Source organism: Mycobacterium shunyiense (genome assembly GCF_058270035.1).
The window spans coordinates 65,807-84,211 of sequence record NZ_JBZDPT010000045.1 but is presented as its reverse complement, the minus strand read 5'-3'; the positions used below and the strand labels follow the sequence as shown (position 1 = coordinate 84,211).

The 18,405-nt window shown below is 63.6% G+C and carries 9 protein-coding genes; 5 read left to right on the top strand and 4 right to left on the bottom strand.

The annotated features are described in order from the left end of the window. Positions 1-21: 21 nt before the first annotated feature. A complete protein-coding gene (locus AC4ELS_RS26590) occupies positions 22-687 on the top strand; it encodes a methyltransferase family protein (RefSeq protein WP_064884550.1) in 666 nt (221 codons plus the stop codon). Positions 688-703: 16 nt separating this feature from the next. Here AC4ELS_RS26590 and AC4ELS_RS26585 read toward each other — a convergent pair whose 3' ends face one another. From AC4ELS_RS26585 to pks2, 4 genes are all read right to left on the bottom strand, one after another. Then, on the bottom strand, positions 704-2,038 hold the full coding sequence (locus AC4ELS_RS26585) for a WS/DGAT/MGAT family O-acyltransferase (RefSeq protein ID WP_498888527.1): 1,335 nt from the start codon (positions 2,036-2,038) through the stop codon (positions 704-706). Positions 2,039-2,118: 80 nt separating this feature from the next. Next, positions 2,119-4,071, bottom strand: a complete 1,953-nt coding sequence (gene htpG, locus AC4ELS_RS26580) for a molecular chaperone HtpG (RefSeq protein ID WP_498888529.1) — start codon at positions 4,069-4,071, stop codon at positions 2,119-2,121. Between the two features lie 67 nt (positions 4,072-4,138). After that, positions 4,139-4,957, bottom strand: a complete 819-nt coding sequence (locus AC4ELS_RS26575; RefSeq protein WP_064884556.1) for a GAP family protein — start codon at positions 4,955-4,957, stop codon at positions 4,139-4,141. Between the two features lie 453 nt (positions 4,958-5,410). After that, positions 5,411-11,683, bottom strand: coding sequence for a sulfolipid-1 biosynthesis phthioceranic/hydroxyphthioceranic acid synthase (pks2, locus tag AC4ELS_RS26570; RefSeq protein ID WP_499049993.1), 6,273 nt, complete (start codon positions 11,681-11,683; stop codon positions 5,411-5,413). Positions 11,684-12,144: 461 nt separating this feature from the next. Between pks2 and AC4ELS_RS26565 the strand changes: the two genes are divergently transcribed. The 4 genes from AC4ELS_RS26565 to AC4ELS_RS26550 all read left to right on the top strand — a co-directional run bounded on the left by AC4ELS_RS26565 (position 12,145) and on the right by AC4ELS_RS26550 (position 18,399). Further along, the gene (locus tag AC4ELS_RS26565) at positions 12,145-13,881 is read left to right on the top strand and encodes an AMP-binding protein (protein ID WP_498888532.1); all 1,737 of its coding nucleotides are present in this window, start codon (positions 12,145-12,147) and stop codon (positions 13,879-13,881) included. A gap of 22 nt (positions 13,882-13,903) precedes the next feature. Continuing rightward, entirely contained in the window at positions 13,904-14,701 is a 798-nt protein-coding gene (locus AC4ELS_RS26560) for an alpha/beta fold hydrolase (RefSeq protein WP_064884560.1), read from the top strand. 363 nt (positions 14,702-15,064) lie between these two features. Continuing rightward, positions 15,065-15,484 carry an MmpS family transport accessory protein gene (locus tag AC4ELS_RS26555; protein ID WP_064884913.1) on the top strand — a complete coding sequence of 140 codons (420 nt, stop codon included), beginning with the start codon at positions 15,065-15,067 and terminating at the stop codon, positions 15,482-15,484. Further along, positions 15,481-18,399: an MMPL/RND family transporter gene (locus tag AC4ELS_RS26550; protein WP_064884562.1), complete on the top strand. Its 2,919-nt coding sequence runs from the start codon at positions 15,481-15,483 to the stop codon at positions 18,397-18,399. Before AC4ELS_RS26555 ends, AC4ELS_RS26550 begins: the two co-directional genes overlap by 4 nt. Positions 18,400-18,405 lie beyond the last annotated feature (6 nt).

Sequence of the window (18,405 nt, the reverse complement as noted above, 5' to 3'; positions counted from 1 at the left end):
GCGTTTAACCCAGGAGGGGTGATGAGGAACATTTTGCGAATGCTGTTCACGGGCACGCTGGGGCTGGTGTCCTACGCACTGTTCGTGTTTGTGCCGGCCGGCACGCCGAACTACTGGCAGGCCTGGGTTCTTTTGGCCGTGATCGCAACCACCGGATGGGTCTCGAGCATCTATTTCCTGCGGACGAATCCCGAGGTCTTGGAGCGACGAATACCGACCGCGGAGACCCGCCCGTTTCAAAAAGTGGTCGTGAGCGGAGTGTTTCTGCTCGGCGCGGCAATGCTGATCGTCAGCGCCCTCGACCACCGATTTGGCTGGTCCGCAGTGCCGACAGCGATGTCCATAGTCGGAAACATCCTGGTCGCAATTGGAATCACCATTGTCCAAGTGGTGCTCGTCCAGAACAGCCATGCCGCGGTCACGGTGCGGGTGGAAGCCGGCCAGCAACTCGTCTCTACCGGTCTCTACGGGCTGGTGCGGCACCCCATGTACACGTGCAACGCATTTCTGCTGGTAGGTGTGCCTCTGGCGCTCGGATCCTACTGGGGGTTGATCTTCATCATCCCGTCTGTACTCGTCTTCGCGTTCCGCATCCACGATGAAGAAGCGCTGCTTCAAGAAGAGTTGGCCGGCTATCGCGAATATATGCAGAAGGTTCGCTATCGCCTGGTGCCAGGCGTTTGGTAAGTGCTGGCGTCGCCCTTCACAGAAAAGTGCCGGTGAGCGAGAACTCCTTCAAAGCGGTCGAAAGATCAAGGCGCAGTTCATCGTTAGAGTTGGCGCGTCCAGGCAGGTAAGAAATCAGCGAGATGAAAAACTGTCCGTTCACAGTTCCCGAGAGCATGGTCTGAACACCGCCGTACCGGTGCAGCGTCGACGCGGACACCCCGAGGTGGTGCAACCTCAAGGCGAACAATGCGGCGTCCGTCCCATCTGCCCGGCCGGCGGCGGGATCGACCTCTCCGACGTTCGACGCGCCGACGAGATTGAAGGGGTTGCCTCTGGTCGCTCCCCGGGCGGCGTTGAGGACCCTCTCGGACATGAGAGGTACCAGGGCATTCAGGACCTGCTGAGGGTCGGGCTCTTCCGAGTGCCGAATGAGTTCCTGCTTGACTGCTGCTCGGATACTGCGTAGGTCAGTCGTCGCCGATGCGGGATCGACCGTGGCACGTACGCCGCCGATCGCGTTGGCGCGGGTATCGCCCGGGGTGCGTTCGTTGACTGGGAGCGTGACGACCACCGAACCGTCTGTCGCAACACGTCCGGCACGTTGGGCGAGACGAGCCGCCAGCCCCACCAGCAGCGTGTTTCGGGTACCGCCGAGTGCGTGGGCGCAGGCGTCCCATTTGTCGGCATCGATGAAGATGGTTGCCGTTGGGAGAAGATGAGATTCGTCGGATTCCGGCGGCGCAGGCGAAGCAGTGGTGGGCGGCGCGGCAGCTCCGGTGCCTTTGTGCCCTTGCTGCCCCAGTCGTATCGCGCCGACGATCGCACGGCCTATGGCCGGAATGTCCCTCACGGTTTGTCCGGCATCTTGCCGGATGGCCTGCCAGCGTCCGCGTGACCCGGCAGGCGGCCAGTTGATCGGGTCGTCCTGGCCGAGCGCGGCCTCCATCATCGCCTGCCACAACCCGACGCCATCGGCCAGACAGTGCGAGATGACCAAACTCACGCCCGCCCCACCCTCGGTGAACGGCAAGGTCGCGAGATGCCAACCGGGTCCGTGCTCGGAATCCAGTGGGCTGGTGACCTGCTCGTTGAGCCAATCATCGAATGCCGCACGCGGGCGCGCCAACTCGACGATCTCCAGCTCAGATGAGTTTTCGGGCTGCACCCACCGGCTGCGGCCGAACGGCAAGGGTGACCGGGCGATGCAGCGAGAAAGCCGCCCTCGCTGGATATGGCCGTGAAACCGCTGTAGACCGACGATGTCGATCGGACGGTCGTACTCCCAGACGCACTGCAGCAGAGTGCTCGATCGGGTGGCTTGGTTGATGTCGTACATTGTCTGATCGAGCAGGTCGAGTACGTTGCTCATTTTTGTACGGTACGAGGCCGAACGCCGATTTACCTGACAATTGCAACGAAATGTTCCGGAATCTGCTGCGATAGCACCTTTTACACAGTGTTGGCCAAGCGATCGGCGAGAATTCCGGCGAACCTGGCCGGATCGTCGGGCAGCCCGCCTTCGGCAAGAAGAGCTGTGCCGTAGAGCAATTCAGCGGTCTCGGCGAGCCGATGGGAACCGGCATCATCGACGCTCGTCGAATGTGCCTGACGCAAGCCGATGACCAGCGGATGGCTCGGGTTGAGCTCGAGGATCCGCTTGCCGATCGGAACGGTCTGTCCGGACGCCCGGTACATGCGCGCCAATGCCGGCGTGATTCCGAATGTGGGGGTGATCAGACAGGCCGGGGATTCGGTCAAGCGACTGGACAAGCGCACTTCGGAGACCCGTTCGCTCAGCGTCTCCTTCAGCCAGGCCATGAGTTCGGCGAACTCCTGCTTCTGAGCCTCTCGTGCGGCCTCATGCGCGGCTTTGTCTTCCTCGGAGTCGAGATCGACCTCACCCCTGGCGACCGACTGCAGTGGCTTGCCGTCGAATTCAGGTACCGAGCCAACCCAAACCTCGTCGACCGGGTCGGTGAGCAGGAGCACCTCGTAGCCTTTGGCCTTGAACGCCTCCAGATGTGGTGACTTTTGGAGTTGCTCTACAGAGGGCCCCGTCGCGTAGAAGATCTGTTCCTGCCCATCCTTCATACGTGCGACGTACTCCGGCAGCGTCGTCACGCCCCTGTCGTTCTCGGGGTCGGAGAACGTGGTGGCGAAGGACGAAATCCGCAGCAGCGTGTCCTGATTGTCCACGTCCGACATCAGACCCTCTTTGAGGACGGCGCCGAATTGTGTCCAGAAGGTGCGGTAGTCCTCGGGCTTGCCGGCCTGCAGATCCGCGATGGTCGACAGGACCTTCTTGGTCAGCCGGCGGCGAATCGCGGTGACCTGCCGGTCTTGTTGCAGGATCTCGCGAGAGACATTGAGTGACATGCCCTGTGCGTCCACGACGCCCTTGACGAAGCGCAGATAGCCGGGCATGAGCTCTTCGCAATCTCCCATCACGAAGACGCGCTTGATGTAGAGCTGGACGCCGGTCTTGGCGTCCCTGGTGAACAGGTCGAACGGGGCATGCGACGGAATGAACAACAAGGCCTGGTATTCGAAACTGCCCTCGCCCCTCATCGAGATGACGGCGAGCGGATCGTCCCAGGCATGGGCGATGTGCTTGTAGAACTCGTGGTATTCCTCTTCGGAAACCTCGTCTTTGGGCTTGGCCCACAACGCCTTCATCGAGTTGAGCGTCTGGGTTTCCACGGTGACGGTGTCTGGACCGCCTTCCTCGGCAGCCGGCGTGTGTTGCTCGACCTGCATGCGGACGGGCCAGGCGATGAAGTCGGAGTACTTCTTGACAAGCTCTCGGATCTTCCACTCAGCGGTGTAGTCGTGAAGCTGGTCGTCGACGTCCTCGGGTTTGAGGTACAGCGTGACCGACGTGCCCTGCGGAGCGTCATCGACGGACTCGATGGTGTAGGTACCGTCGCCGCTCGACACCCAACGGGTCGCCCCACTCTCCCCGGCCTTTCTGGTGAGCAGTTCGACCTTGTCCGCCACCATGAACGTGGAGTAGAACCCGACGCCGAACTGTCCGATCAATTCCTCGGAGTCGGCCGACTTCTTGGCTTCCTGTAGTTGCCGGCGCAGCTCGCCGGTGCCGGATTTGGCGAGGGTGCCGATCAGGTCGACTACTTCTTCGCGTGTCATCCCGATACCGTTGTCGCGCACGGTCAGCGTTCGCGGATTCCGCCCGACCTCGATATCGATGTGGAGGTCAGAGATGTCAGCGGTCAGGTCCTTGTTCCGCAGCGTTTCGAGGCGGAGCTTGTCCAAGGCGTCGGACGCGTTCGAGATCAGCTCTCGAAGAAACGAGTCCTTGTTGGAGTAGACCGAGTGGACCAGCAGATCCAGGAGTTGGCGTGCCTCCGCCTGAAACTCCAACTGTTCGACAGGTGCAGACATGTGATTCCATCCCCACAGATCAACCTACGTTGGCTAGCAACGAGGAGAATACCGAGCCGCCGCAATCTCAGAGGCCTCCCATGCCCCTGGCCATGAGTGACAACCCCACAACGGCGAGGATGGCCGCGACGAACTTTCGGCGGTGGGTGTGTGCCCATTCGTGCAATCGACGGAGTACCGCTTGAGTTCTCGCCGGTGCGACGACGTTGCTGATGAGGATGAACTCCTCCACGAGCAGTACGCCGAAGACGAAGGCGATCAGCGCGATCAACTGGACTTCGAACGAGGCACCCGAGGCGACGACGATGGCGAGCGCGAACAGAATCCCGTCGAGCGGCGGGACCACGATGACCCCGATGACGAACGGGATCCAGGGGGAGCCGTTCTGCCAGGCTTCGCGAAATCGTCCGATCAACCGCCGTGATTTCGGATCAGCATCGCCGTCGGAATCGGCTGGGGTGGAGTACAACAGCCGGGTGATGGCCGGCGGTGCGCCCGAGTCGTCCACGAGTGTCGAGGTGGCGCCGGCGCCGTCTCCTGCCACCCTCCGATGACTGCCCACGGCGACCGGTTTGCGCATCAATCCGCGGGCCACCATGAACGCGGCGATCGCCAGGAGCAGGACCCCTATGCCGATGGTGATGCGCTGCGTGAGCGGGTCGGCGGTGGGATGAGCGAATTTTCTCGCGAACGCGGACGACGCCGGAGTGGAGTGGAGCACGATCAGCGGAATGACGAGGCTGGCCATTCCGATCAGCACTGCGCCGGCCCAGTAGGCGAGCAGATTCTGCACGGGCCGCGGACGCGAGAGCACCAAGAGGATGATTCCGAGGCGTACCGGATTGATGGTGGTCAAAAGCGCTAGTACTACCAACGAGCCCCACATGACCGGAATCCTACCTTGGTTGTTATTTGCTGTTTGGGTTCTTGAAACTTCATCCTGTCTATTCCGAGCTCGATTGGCCATGCGAATCCATGGGGCTGCGCAAGTTGTGATGTGTGGTTCCTCTCGGCTGCGCGCGCCCCTCGGGATCGGCTCCCGTCGCTCTCGGTGCTATTCTGCTGTTCTTCCCCGCTCTTTCAGCAACGTGTACTCCAAATTGACTGCTACATAGTCTATTTAAGCCACTTTGTGCACGTGTCCACTGAATCGTGAAGTGGTCGATACCGAACGGCTCGGGGGCTCCCGCGGACCGAGTAAGCGAGCGTTGACGGACGTGTCCGACCCACCTCAAGGGGTTCGGCCCCAGGCTTCGTGGGCCGCTGGGCGCAGCGATTCATATGCCGGTTGCAGAATTTGCTGTAGAGAATCTGGCTCAACCGCTTCCCGCCCGGCATGTCAGGCAGCCCCTGCGGGCAGGAGTTTTTCGCACAGCAGGTCTGCCAAGCCGTGTACGGTCGTGATCCCTGTTGCCGAGATGCGTATTCCGGTTTCGTTCTCGATGCGGGTTCGTAATTCGAGTGCTCCCAGTGAATCCATGCCGTACTCAGAGAGCGGGCGGTCCGGGTCCACACTGCGCCGCAGGATCACGCTCACCTGATCGGAGATGACGTGCCGCAACTTGCCTGCCCACTCTTCCGGGGGAAGCTCGTCGAGCTCGGCGTGCAGCTTGCTTGTGCCCGTTGAACTGTGGCCGGTCGACCGGAATGCCTCGGCGAACGGGCTGCGTTCGGCGAACACGCTCAGCCACGGCGCGCCGATGATCGGCGCGTAGCCGGTGTACGCCCGGTCGTGGCGCAGCAGTGCTTCGAACGCATACGCACCTTCGTCGGGCGCGATGGCGATGCCGGCGTTCTCGGCCAGCGCGGTGCCGCGGCCAATCTGCCCCCACGCCCCCCAGGCGATGGCGGTGCCCGGTAACCCCTTGGACCGGCGCCACAAGCTGAACGCGTCCAGCCAGCTGTTGGCCGCGGCGTAGGCTCCCTGCCCGGGGGACCCCACCAGTGCTGCCGCCGACGAGAACGAACAGAACCAGTCCAAAGGCTGGTCGGCGGTCGCGGTGTGGAGATTCCACGCGCCGTAGACCTTTGGTGCCCAGTCCCGCTCGATGAGCTCGTCGGTGATGTTGGTCAGCGCGGCATCCTCGATCACGCCGGCTGCGTGCAACACCCCCCGCACCGGGAGCCCGTCGGCGGTTGCGACTGCCACCAATCGTTCCGCGGTACTCGGTTCGGCGATGTCGCCGCACTCGACCAGTACGTCGACGCCGGTCGCGCGAATGCGATCAATGATCTTCGATGCCGGTTCGCTCGGTTGTGATCGAGAGGACAGCACGATACGTCCGCACCCGTTGGCCGCCATTCTCTCGGCCATGAACAATCCGAGGCCTCCGAGACCACCGGTGACGATGTATGCGCCGTCCGGCCGGTACACCCGCACCTGAGACGGCGGAACCACAAGGCGGGTGGAGCCGGTATGCGGGATGTCGAGCACGAGCTTGCCGGTGTGTTGTGCACCGCTCATCATCCGGATGGCGGTGGCCGCATCGGCGAGCGGATAGCGGGTGAACTCGGGCCTCGGCAGGTCGCCTTCGGCGGTCAGCAGATACACGGTGGACAGCAGTTCCCGTAGTTGATCCGGGTGGCTGACGGACATCAGCGCCAGGTCGACGGCGTAGAACGACAGGTTGCGCCGGAAGGGGAAGAGCCCCAACCGGGTGTCGCCGTAGATGTCCCGCTTGCCGATCTCCACGAATCGCCCACCGAATGCAAGCAATTCGAGCCCGGCGCGCTGTGCGGCACCGGTCACCGAATTGAGCACGATGTCCACCCCGTATCCCTGGGTGTCCAGGCGAATCCGATCGGCGAACTCCAGGGTCCGCGAGTCGTAGACATGCTCAACGCCCATGTCCCGCAGCAACTGCCGGCGCTGCTCACTGCCGGCCGTGGCGAAGATCTCCGCGCCGGCGGCGCGGGCGATGGCCATGGCGGCCTGGCCGACCCCGCCGGTCGCCGAGTGGATCAGCACCTTGTCGCCCGCCTTGATCCGGGCCATGTCATTGAGGCCGTAATAGGCGGTCGCGGTCGCGATGGTCAATGCCGCTGCCTCGGCGTCGGACAACCCGGACGGCAAGGTGGCGGCCAGGCGCGCGTCACAGGTGACGAACGTACCCCAACAGCCCTCGGCACACAGACCGCCGACGTGGTCACCGACCTTGTGGTCGGTGACACCGAGTCCGACTGCGGTCACCACCCCCGCAAAGTCGATGCCGAGCTGGGGAAGCCGGCCGTCAAAGGCGGGATAGCGGCCGAAAGCGACCAGCACATCGGCGAAGTTGATGCTGGAGGCCGTGACTGCGACCTCGATCTGTCCCGGCCCCGGCGGAACATGTTCGCAGGCTACGAGTTCCATCGACTCCAGGTCCCCTGGCGTGCGGATCTGCAGCCGCATCCGGTCGCGTTCGTGATGGGCGATGGTGGTCTGCCGCTCCTCGGGACGCAGCGGGGCAAGGCACAGCCTGGCCGTGTACCAGCGCCCGTTGCGCCATGCTGTCTCGTCCTCATCGGATCCGCTGAGCAGCTGTGCGCCCAACTGCTCCACGTCGACGGTCTGGTCCACATCGATCTGCGTGGCGGCCAGATGCGGGTGTTCGGTGCCGATGACCCGGATCAGGCCGCGAAGTTCGGCTTGATCCAGATTTGCCACATCTCCGGCCACCACCGTCTGCGCGTTACGGGTCACGACGTACAGGCGGGGCAGTTCGCCGCTTATCTCCGGCAATTCGCGGGTCATATGGACCAGATGACGAACGTATTCACGACCCAAAAACGGTGACTGCTCGGCATGTTCACCCTCATTCGGCGCGGTCACGATGACCACCCCGGTGAAGCGGCCGGCCCGTAGATGATTGCCGAGTTGCTCGCAGGTGAGTGAGTCATCGGCCTGGTTGGGCCAACTCATGCTGGTGCACAGTGCGCCACGATCTTTCAGGATGTCGCACAGCTTGTCGGCAACCACGTCCGGGCCCGCGGCGGCGCTGATCACCAGCCATGAACCGGCGTCGGCGTACTGCACCTCCGGCAATTCCCGCTGACGCCATTCGACGGCGAGCAGTCTCTCGCTGAAAACCTGGTCGTCGCGTGTGCCGGCGGACGCGCCGGCGCCCAGGCGCAAACCCTGCACACTCAGCAGCACAGTGCCATCGGTGTCCAGAACGTCGATGTCGGCCTCGATGCCCGTGGCGTCAGCGGCGGTCAACCGCGTATAGCAGTAGCGCGCGTTGCGGGCCGGGCCGTACGTGCGCAACCTTCGGACCCCCAGCGGCAGGCCGAGCACGTCTCCGCCGAGCGCTTGGACATCGGGGTGAGCCTCGACCGATTGGAAACAAGCATCGAGCAGCGCCGGATGTACCCCGTAGGCATCCTGCTGTGAGCGGATCGAACGGGGGAGCGCCACCTCGGCGAGCACCGTGCGCGCCTCTGCCTCGCCGGTGTACACGGTGACGAGACCGGCGAATGCCGGGCCGTACTGAATGCCATGCTGACCCACCCGATTACGCACCTCGGAGCCATCCTCGTCGCAGGGATGGGCCGTCAGGATCGCGGAAATGTCATAGCTGGGCGGAATCTCATCCGCCGCGGCCCGCAGGACAGCCGTTGCATGCCGCGTCTGCTGGCCCTCCTCGTCGGTTTCCACAGTGAAGTCGGCGACGCCGGGAGCCGATACCGTTGCCGATGCGCCGATCACCGTCTGTTCGTCCAGCAGCAATGCCTGCTCGAACCGGATGTCGCGAACTTCGGAGACCTCACCGATCACGGTTTCGGCGGCAGCCAGCGCCATCTCGCAGTACGCGGCACCGGGGAGCACCGCGACCGAGCGAACCTGGTGATCTTCGAGCCACGGTTGGGCTCCGGTGCCGACATCGGACTGCCACACATAGCGTTCCGGTTCCTCGTGCAACCGGACGTTGGCACCCAACAGCGGATGCACCGCGATGGTGCAACCGCCGTGGGTCGGGGCTTCCTGGCCACCGCCGCTGAGCCACAGCCGGCGGTGCGTCCAGGTCGGCAGCGGTGCGTCCACCAGCTGTCCACTCGGGCACAGCACCGAGAAGTCGACCTCGGCGCCGGCACTGTGAAGGTCGACCAGGAGCCCGCGTAGCCCCTTCGGCATCGGTTGCTGACGACGCATCGCGGCCAGAGCGGCCATCGGTGTCTCGCGGCCGGCGGCGGTCTGCTCCAAGGCTCGGGTGAGCAGCGGATGCGGCGAAAGCTCGGCGAAGACCCGGTGGCCGTCCTCCAGTGCAGCTTGTACCGCGGTGGCGAAACGCACCATCTTGCGCATGTTGGTCACCCAGTACTGGGCATCGCACACCGGCTGCTCCCGCGGATCGAACAGGGTCGCCGAATAGAACGGGATCTCCGGCGTCATCGGCTTGAGATCCGCGAGGGCCTCGGTGAGATCGCTGACGATCGGTTCCACCTGGGGCGAATGGAAGGCCACGTCGACAGGAACTTCGCGAGCCATGATGCCACGTTGTTCCCAGTCGGCCACCAGGTCTCGCACTGTCTGCGTGGTGCCGGCGACGACAGTGGACTTCGGCGAAGCGACAACCGCCACCACAACGTCGTTGATGCCGCGGCCCGTCAACTCCGAAAGCACCTGTTTGGCCGGAAGTTCCACGGCCGCAGTCGCGCCCTTGCCGGCGATCCGGGACATCAGCCGGGACCGGCGGCAGATGAGTCGCAGCCCGTCCTCCAGAGAGAGCGCCCCGGCGACGACAGCGGCTGCGCCTTCGCCCAGGGAGTGGCCGATGACGGCCCCGGGGTGCACCCCATGCGCCCTCATGGTGGCTGCCATGGCGACTTGCATGGTGAACAACGTCGGCTGCAACCGGCCCTGGCCGGTCACGATCTCCGCCGACGACATCGCCTCGGTCACAGAGAATCCCGACTCTGCCGCAATGATCGGTTCGGCCTGCGCCACGATGGCGGCGAACACAGGTTCGGTCGCCAGCAGATCGGCGCCCATTCCTGCCCATTGCGAACCCTGACCGGAGAACACCCACACCGGTCCTCGGTCGTCGCGCCCCACTGCGGCTTGATAGGGGGTGTCACCCTCGGCGACCTCGCGCAAGCCGGCAACAAGTTCCGGTCGGCTCCCGGCACTGACGGCGGTGCGTACCGGCCGGTGTACGCGGCGGCAGGCCAAGGTGTAGGCCAGATCCGTCAAGGCGACATCGCTGTGGGCTTCCACCCAGTCGGCCAGCCGGCCTGCTGTGCGACGCAGCTCTTCGGCCGAGGTGGATGACAATGGGAACAGCAAGGACGCAGCAGACGGGCCCGTCGCGGATTCCCGGAGTGGTGCGGGTGCCTGCTCGACGATCGCGTGGACATTGGTACCCGAGAGCCCATAGGAGGACACCGCCGCGCGCCGAGGGTGGTGCCCGTTGGTGCACCACGGTGTTGTCTCCTGCGGCACAAACAGATTGGTCGGAATCGCGGCGAGTTTGTCCGGCAGGCGGGTGAAATGGAGGTTCTGCGGAACCTCGCCGTGCTGCACGGCGAGGACCGCCTTCATCAGCCCCACGGCACCCGAGGCCGCCTGCGCATGTCCGAGGTTGGTCTTGACCGACGCGAGTGCGCAGGGACCGTCGATGCCGTAAACCTTGGCCAGGCTGGCGTATTCGATGGGGTCGCCCACCGGTGTCCCGGTGCCGTGCGCCTCGACCATTCCGACGGTCCCGGGATCCACCCCCGCTGCGGCCAGGGCCGCCCGATAGACCGCGGTCTGGGCGGCATCCGACGGCGTTGCGATATTCACGGTGTGGCCGTCTTGATTGGCGGCTGTGCCACGTACGACCGCCAGGATACGGTCGCCGTCCCGAACGGCGTCGGCCAATCGTTTGAGCAAGACCACGACACAGCCTTCACCACTTACGAACCCGTCGGCTGCGATATCGAAGGCGTGGCAGTGCCCGGTCGCCGACAGCATGCCCTCGGCCGAACCGGAAGCGAACTTGCGCGGATCCAATGCCAATGTGGCGCCGCCCGCAAGGGCGAAATCGCTCTCCCCCTCGTGCAGGCTTCGACACGCCAGGTGTACTGCCGTCAGGCCCGAGGAGCATGCCGTGTCGACCGTGAGTGCAGGGCCGTGCACCCCGAGCGCGTAGGCGATCCGACCGGATGCCAGGCTGAAGTTGTTGCCGCTGAAGCCATATGCGGCTTCGAGGACCTGAGCGTCAGCTGCCAGCATCTGGTAATCGGCGTGTGTCATTCCGACGAACACACCTGTCAGTGAATCGGCAAGCGCATCCCGCGTGAGTCCGGCGTGCTCCATCGCCTCCCAGGCGGTCTCCAGCAACAGCCGCTGCTGCGGATCGAGTGCGGCACTTTCACGTTCGTTGATGCCGAAGAACTCTGCGTCGAAGCCGGCAACGTCGTCGAGGAACGCACCCCACTTCGACACCGACCGGCCGGGCACTCCTGGCTCAGGGTCGTAGTATTCGTCGGCGTCCCAGCGGTCCGGCGGAACCTCGGTCACCAGGTCATCGCCCCGGATCAAGGCCTCCCACAGACGCTCGGGGGAGTCGATGCCGCCCGGGAGCCGGCAGGACATGCCGATGATGGCAACCGGGGTGACGTGTGCGGCGGGCACGTGGGCGGTGCCGATTCCGGACTCCGATCCCGGAAGCCCCCCGTGCACTATTTCGGATGCATTCAATTCGCACTCCTCCCGGCAAGCCTTTCCGCGGATCGTCCGCGATGAGACCAGAAACCTGCATTCGAACGCCGAGCCGCAGAATTTGATCGCCGGTAGCGAGCGTCCATTAGCGGCTCAACGCCCGTCGCGGGCGCTCACAAACGTTAACAGTATGTTCGCTGCGCAAAGTTGTCTCGCGATCTGTTCGATCCGCAGGTGAGATGTAGGCGATTTCAACTACTTCGGGGTCTTTTGCCTGCTCAAGCCCTAACAGTCAAGATCAGGGCCGTTTCGCCGCTTTCGCGGCACTGTTTCGCTCACTTTGGCCGGTTGGCGCGGAATGACGTGGATGTGATTCATAAGGCTACTCAAATTTAGTTTGCTGGCTGATCCGGATATCTCGGCGCGCTTACCGCGATACCCTGACTCCCGTGGGCGAGGCATCCATTTTGACGTTGTTGCAGGAGCGGGCGGGTCTGCAGGGCGACGACACGGCGATGACGTTTGTTGACTATGAACATAATTCCGAGGGGTCGGCAGAGAGCCTGACGTACTCGCAGCTGTACCGGCGTGCGTGCAACGTGGCGCGGGCGCTCGGCGGCTTCGGCTCACCCGGCGACCGCGCCCTCATCCTTGCGCCACAGGGGTTGGACTACATCGTCGCCTTCTACGGCGCGCTACAGGCGGGCCGGATCGCCGTTCCGTTGGCGGTTCCCATGGGAGGTGTCAGCGATGAGCGGGTCAGCTCGGTGCTGCAAGATGCGGAGCCCACGGTGATCCTGACCACCTCCGCGGTCTCCGGTGCAGTCACCGACTACCTCAGGGCCAATTCCCTGGCCGCACCGGCGATCGTCGAGGTCGACACCCTGGATCTCGACGCTGCAGGCGGGCTGGCATCACACAGCGAAAATCCCACGGATACCGCGTATTTGCAGTACACATCCGGGTCGACCCGGCAGCCGGCCGGGGTCATGATGTCGCACCGAAACCTCTTGGCCAACTTCGAACAGCTGATGTCCGGTTACTTCGCCGACTTCGGAAATGTCGTCCCAGAGGGCTCGGCCATCGTGTCGTGGCTGCCCTTCTATCACGACATGGGTTTGTACCTCGGAGTCTGCGGGCCGGTGCTGGCAGGAGTCCCCGCCGTCCTGATGAGCCCGGTGGCATTCCTGCAACGCCCCGCACGGTGGATGCAGATGCTCGCGACCAACGGCCGTACCTACACGGCTGCACCGAACTTCGCGTTCGAACTGGCGGTGCGCAAGACGTCGGACGCGGACATGGCCGGGCTCGATCTCTCTCAGATTCTTGTCATCATCACTGGTAGCGAGCGGGTTCACCCCGCAACGCTCGAGCGCTTCACCCAGCGCTTCGCCAAATTCAACCTGGACCCCGCGGTGATACGGCCTTCCTACGGGATGGCCGAGGCCACGGTGTACATTGCAACCCGCGAAGCGGGCGAACCGCCGGCGATCGTGCGTTTCGAATCCGAAACGCTGACTGCCGGCACCGCGCAGCGCTGTGAGACCGGAACGGGCACCCCGCTGGTCAGTTACGGCAGCCCGGTCTCGCCGACGATCAGGATCGTCGACCCCGAGACCAACGCCGAGTGTCCGCCCGGAACCGTCGGGGAGATCTGGGTATACGGCGACAACGTCGCAAGCGGCTACTGGAACAGGCCGGATGCAACCGAGTCGACCTTCGGTGCGAGGATTGCCGCTCCGGCGGTGGTTACGCCCGAAGGCCCGTGGCTGCGCACCGGGGATTCGGGATTCATTTTCGACGACGAGTTGTACGTCATCGGCCGGATCAAGGATCTGCTGATCGTGTACGGGCGTAATCACTCTCCCGATGACATCGAGGCGACCATCCAGGAGATCAGCCGGGGCCGGTGTGCGGCCATCGCAGTCCCGGACGGCGCTACCGAAAAGTTGGTCGTCATCATCGAATTCAGGAAGCCGTCGGAATCGGTCGATGGACCGGCCGAGCAAATCTCGGCGGTCAAGCGTGATGTCACCTCGGCCATCTTCAACACCCACAGTCTGGGAGTGGCCGACCTTGTTCTGGTGCCTCCAGGTTCTATCCCGATCACCACGAGCGGCAAGGTCCGGCGTGCGGCCTGTGTCGATCAGTACCGGCAGGGCGAATTCGCCAGGCTGGACGCGTGAGTGCCTGTTCGGGGAATGGAACGTGAACCTTGCCTACGCCGATCACGGCGGCGACGGGGAGCCAGTGTTGTTCATCGCCGGTCAGGGCGGGGTAGGGCGGACCTGGGATCTCCATCAAGTACCCGCATTCCGCGCCGCCGGATATCGGGTGATCACGTTCGACAACAGAGGAGTGGGCGCGACGTCGGACGCCGAGGGCTTCAGCTCGGCGACAATGGTTGCTGACACGGCCGAGCTGATCGAGCGACTCGATCTTGGACCCGTCCGGGTGGTGGCGGTCTCGATGGGCTCATATATCGCACAGGAATTGATGCTGTCCCGTCCCGAACTGATACGGCAGGCCGCATTGATGGCAACCCGGGCCCGTCACGACCGCACGCGGGAATTCTTCCGTACCGCCGAAGAGGATTTGGCCGGTGCCGGGGTGCGGTTGCCGGCCACCTATGATGCGAAACTACGCTTGCTTGAGAGCTTTTCACCGAGAACGCTGAATGATGAGGAAGCCGTACGTGACTGGATCGACATGTTCACCAGGTGGCCGGCGAAGGTGACACCAGGTATTCGCGCTCAATATGGCGTCGCGCCGCGAAGCGATCGGCGACCCGCCTACCGTACGATCACCACCGACGTCCTCGTCATCGGATTTGCCGACGATCTCGTGATGCCGCCGTACCTGGGAGCAGAGGTGGCAGATGCGTTGCCCAACGGGCGATATCTCGAAATCGCCGATACCGGACACCTCGGTTTTCTGGAGCGGCCGAACGTCGTAAACGAGGTAATTCTGGACTTCTTCCTGGTTGGCGCCTGCGGACGTGCGTAGAAATCGCGAAATGACCCCGACCCACAGCTGTCCCGCAGCGATTGCTCAGAGATGCGAGACTATTAGCTGCGTTAAATTCCGTTCCCACTTCGACGGTGTGCGATATGGATTACGATCCCGTATCACCTTGGGAATGGGCCGATATGGAGGTGGCCTGAATGATCTACTTGTCAGGTTCGAACTGTCCTGCCCGAGCTACCGTGTGTCTGCCGTGACCACAGCGCCCGGCTGGGTTCGAATGCCAACCGCATCAGTGTTGCCGATGCCTCGCCGAGGATCGCGGTCGATGTACTTCGCCGGCTCCTGTGGCGTGGATGGTCCGGACTAGACCGCGGATTCAGGGGGTACTTGAACGTGGGGGTTCTGAAGCGGGTTTGGATTCCGCTGTTGATATTGGTGGTCCTGGGTGCAGGAGGATTCACCGTCCTTCGGCTGCACAAGGTTTTCGGTTCCGAGACCCGCCCTGCTTATGCCGACACCGAGCTTGAGGAGCGCAAGCCCTACGACCCCAAGCAGCTGGTGTACGAGGTATTCGGCCCACCTGGGACGGTCGCCAACATCAGCTATTTCGACGTCGACGCCGAGCCGCAGTTCGTCGAAGGTGCAAGCCTGCCATGGTCATTGAAGTTCCCGATGAGCGAGGCCACCTCGATGGTCAACGTCATCGCGCAGGGCGACAGCGACAGAATCGGCTGCCGCATCATCATCGATGACAAGGTGAAGTCGGAAAGAGTCGAGAACGGCGAAAGTGCCTTCACCTACTGCCTTCTGAAGGCCGCATGAGCAGCCCGACGGCGAGCCCGAATCCGAACCCGACGGAGAGTCCGACGCCAGGGGCCAAACCGCCGTTCATCGCGAGGATGATCCGCACACTCGCGGTCCCGATCATCCTCGGCTGGGTGGTGATCGCATATGTCCTGAGCGCCGTCGTACCTCCGCTGGAGCAAGTGGAGAAGGAGCACTCCGTATCGCTGATCCCCGGCGACGCGCCGTCGTTCGAGGCGGTCCAACGCATGGGGAGGAACTTCCACGAAGCCACCTCGAACAGCGCGGCGATCATCGTGCTCGAGGGGGAGCAACCACTCGGCGATGAGGCGCACCGCTACTACAACGATCTGATCCGCCAGCTGAAAGCCGATCCGGCCCACATTCAGCATGTGCAGGATTTCTGGGGCGACCCGCTCATGGCCGGCGCGGCCCAGAGTGCCGACAACAAGGCCGTATACGTCCAGATGGGTCTCGCGGGCGATCTCGGCCAGCCGCTGTCGAACGAGTCCCTGGAAGTGGTCCGCGGCATCGTCGACCGCAGTTCACCTCCACCGGGGGTCAAGGCCTACGTCACCGGGCCGGCAGCGATGGTCGCCGACCTGAGCGCGAGTGGCAACAAGACCGTTCTGCTGGTGACGGGTCTGAGCCTTGCAGTGATCCTGACGATGCTGCTGTTCTTCTTCCGCTCGATCTTCACGGCCGTGATCCTGCTGTTCCTGGTGGGTATCCAATTACAGGTGGCCCGAGGTGTGGTGGCCCTTCTCGGCGATCAAGGGCTCATCGGCCTGTCCACCTATGCAGTCAACCTTCTGGTGACTCTCGGCATCGCGGCCGGAACCGACTACGGAATCTTCTTCGTCGGGCGCTACCAAGAGGCACGGCAGGCGGGCGAAGACCGAGAGTTGTCCTTCTACACCACGTATCGCAGCGTCGGCAAGGTGGTGTTGGCCTCCGGTCTGACCATCGCCGGCGCCGTTTTCTGTCTCAGCTTCACCCGGTTGCCCTACTTTCGGACCCTCGGCATCCCGTGTGCCCTCGGCATGATGGTGGCGGTGGCGGTGGCGCTGACGCTGATCCCGGCGGTTCTTGCGCTGGGCAGCCGATTCGGCCTGTTCGAGCCCAAGCGCAAGATCATCGCCCGGCGATGGCGCCGCATCGGCACGGCGATCGTCCGCTGGCCTGCGCCCATCCTCGTCGCCGCCTGCGCGGTGTCACTGATCGGCTTGTTGGCGCTGCCCGCCTACCAGGCCGGCTACAACGACCAGAAGTATCTGCCCAAGGACATACCCGCCAATGCCGGGTATGAGGCCGCCGGCCGGCATTTTCAGCAATCGCTGATGGCCTCGCCCGACGTGTTGCTGGTCGAGGCCGACCACGACATGCGAAACGCATCCGATTTTCTGGTGCTGAACAAGCTGACCAAGGGCGTGCTCGCCGTTCCCGGGGTGGCCCGCGTGCAGGCCGCGACCCGGCCGGAGGGTATTCCCCTCAAGCACACCACGATTCCGTTCATCATCAGCTCCTCGAATGCCGGCCAACTGCAGCTCTTGCCGTTCCAGAAGGCCCGCATGAACGACTTGCTCACCCAGGCCGACGAGATCTCGAAGACCATCGCCACGATGCAGCGCATGTACGGGCTCATGCAGCAACTCGCGCTCACGACCAACAGCCTGGTGGGCAAGACACACGAGCTCGAAGACACCACGCTCGAGTTGCGCGACCACATGGCGGATTTCGACGACTTCTGGCGCCCCGTCCGCAATTACCTGTACTGGGAACCACACTGCTTCAACATCCCGCTGTGCTGGTCCATCAAATCGCTTTTCGAGGCACTCGACGGTGTCGACAAGCTCACCGTCTCCATGCACCAGCTGATCGGCAACCTCGATCAACTCAACCTGCTCATGCCGCAGATGATCGCCCAGTTCCCGGCGATGATCGCCACCATGGAGAGCACCCGGACCATGATGCTGTCGATGCGCAGCACCATGGCCGGAATCCTGGCTCAGATGGACGAGATGTCCGATGGCGCAACGGCTATGGGCCGCGCCTTCGACGACGCCCAGAACGACGATTCCTTCTACATCCCGCCTGATGTGTTCAAGAACGCGGACTTCAAGCGAGTCATGGACGTGTTCCTGTCGCCGGATGGGAAGACGGCGCGTCTGCTCATCTCCCAGCGAGGGGATCCGGCCACCCCCGAAGGCATTTCGCGGGTCGAACCGATCCGAACCGCGGCCGAGGAGGCGCTCAAGGGAACACCGTTGGAGAACGCCCGGCTCTATCTCACCGGCAGCTCGGCGATGGCCAAAGATCAGGTGGACGGGTCGACCTACGACCTGCTGATCGCCGGAATCGCCGCACTGTGCCTGATCTTCATCATCATGCTGATCATGATCCGGAGTCTGGTCGCCGCGATGGTGATCGTGGGAACGGTCGCGCTGTCCCTCGGTGCGGCTTTCGGCCTGTCAGTCCTGATCTGGCAGCACATTCTCGGCATCCAGCTGAACTGGATCGTGCTCGCGATCGCCCTCATCATCCTGTTGGCGGTCGGCTCCGACTACAACCTGTTGTTGGTGTCCCGGATGAAAGAGGAGATCCCGGCGGGCATCAACACGGGCATCATTCGCGCGATGGCCGGCAGCGGCAAGGTCGTGACAATCGCCGGCTTGGTGTTCGCCTCGACCATGCTGGCGATGTTGGCCAGCGACGTGCGCACCATCGGCCAGGTCGGTTCGACCATCGGCATCGGTCTGCTCTTCGACACCTTGGTCGTACGTGCGTTCATGACGCCGTCCATCGCGGCTCTGCTGGGCCGGTGGTTCTGGTGGCCGTTACATGTCCGGCAGCGACCGGCCAGCGCGCTGCTGAGGCCCATCGGGCCCCGACCGCTGGTCCGCTCCCTGCTGCTCAACCCCGATGAACGCTGATCGTGG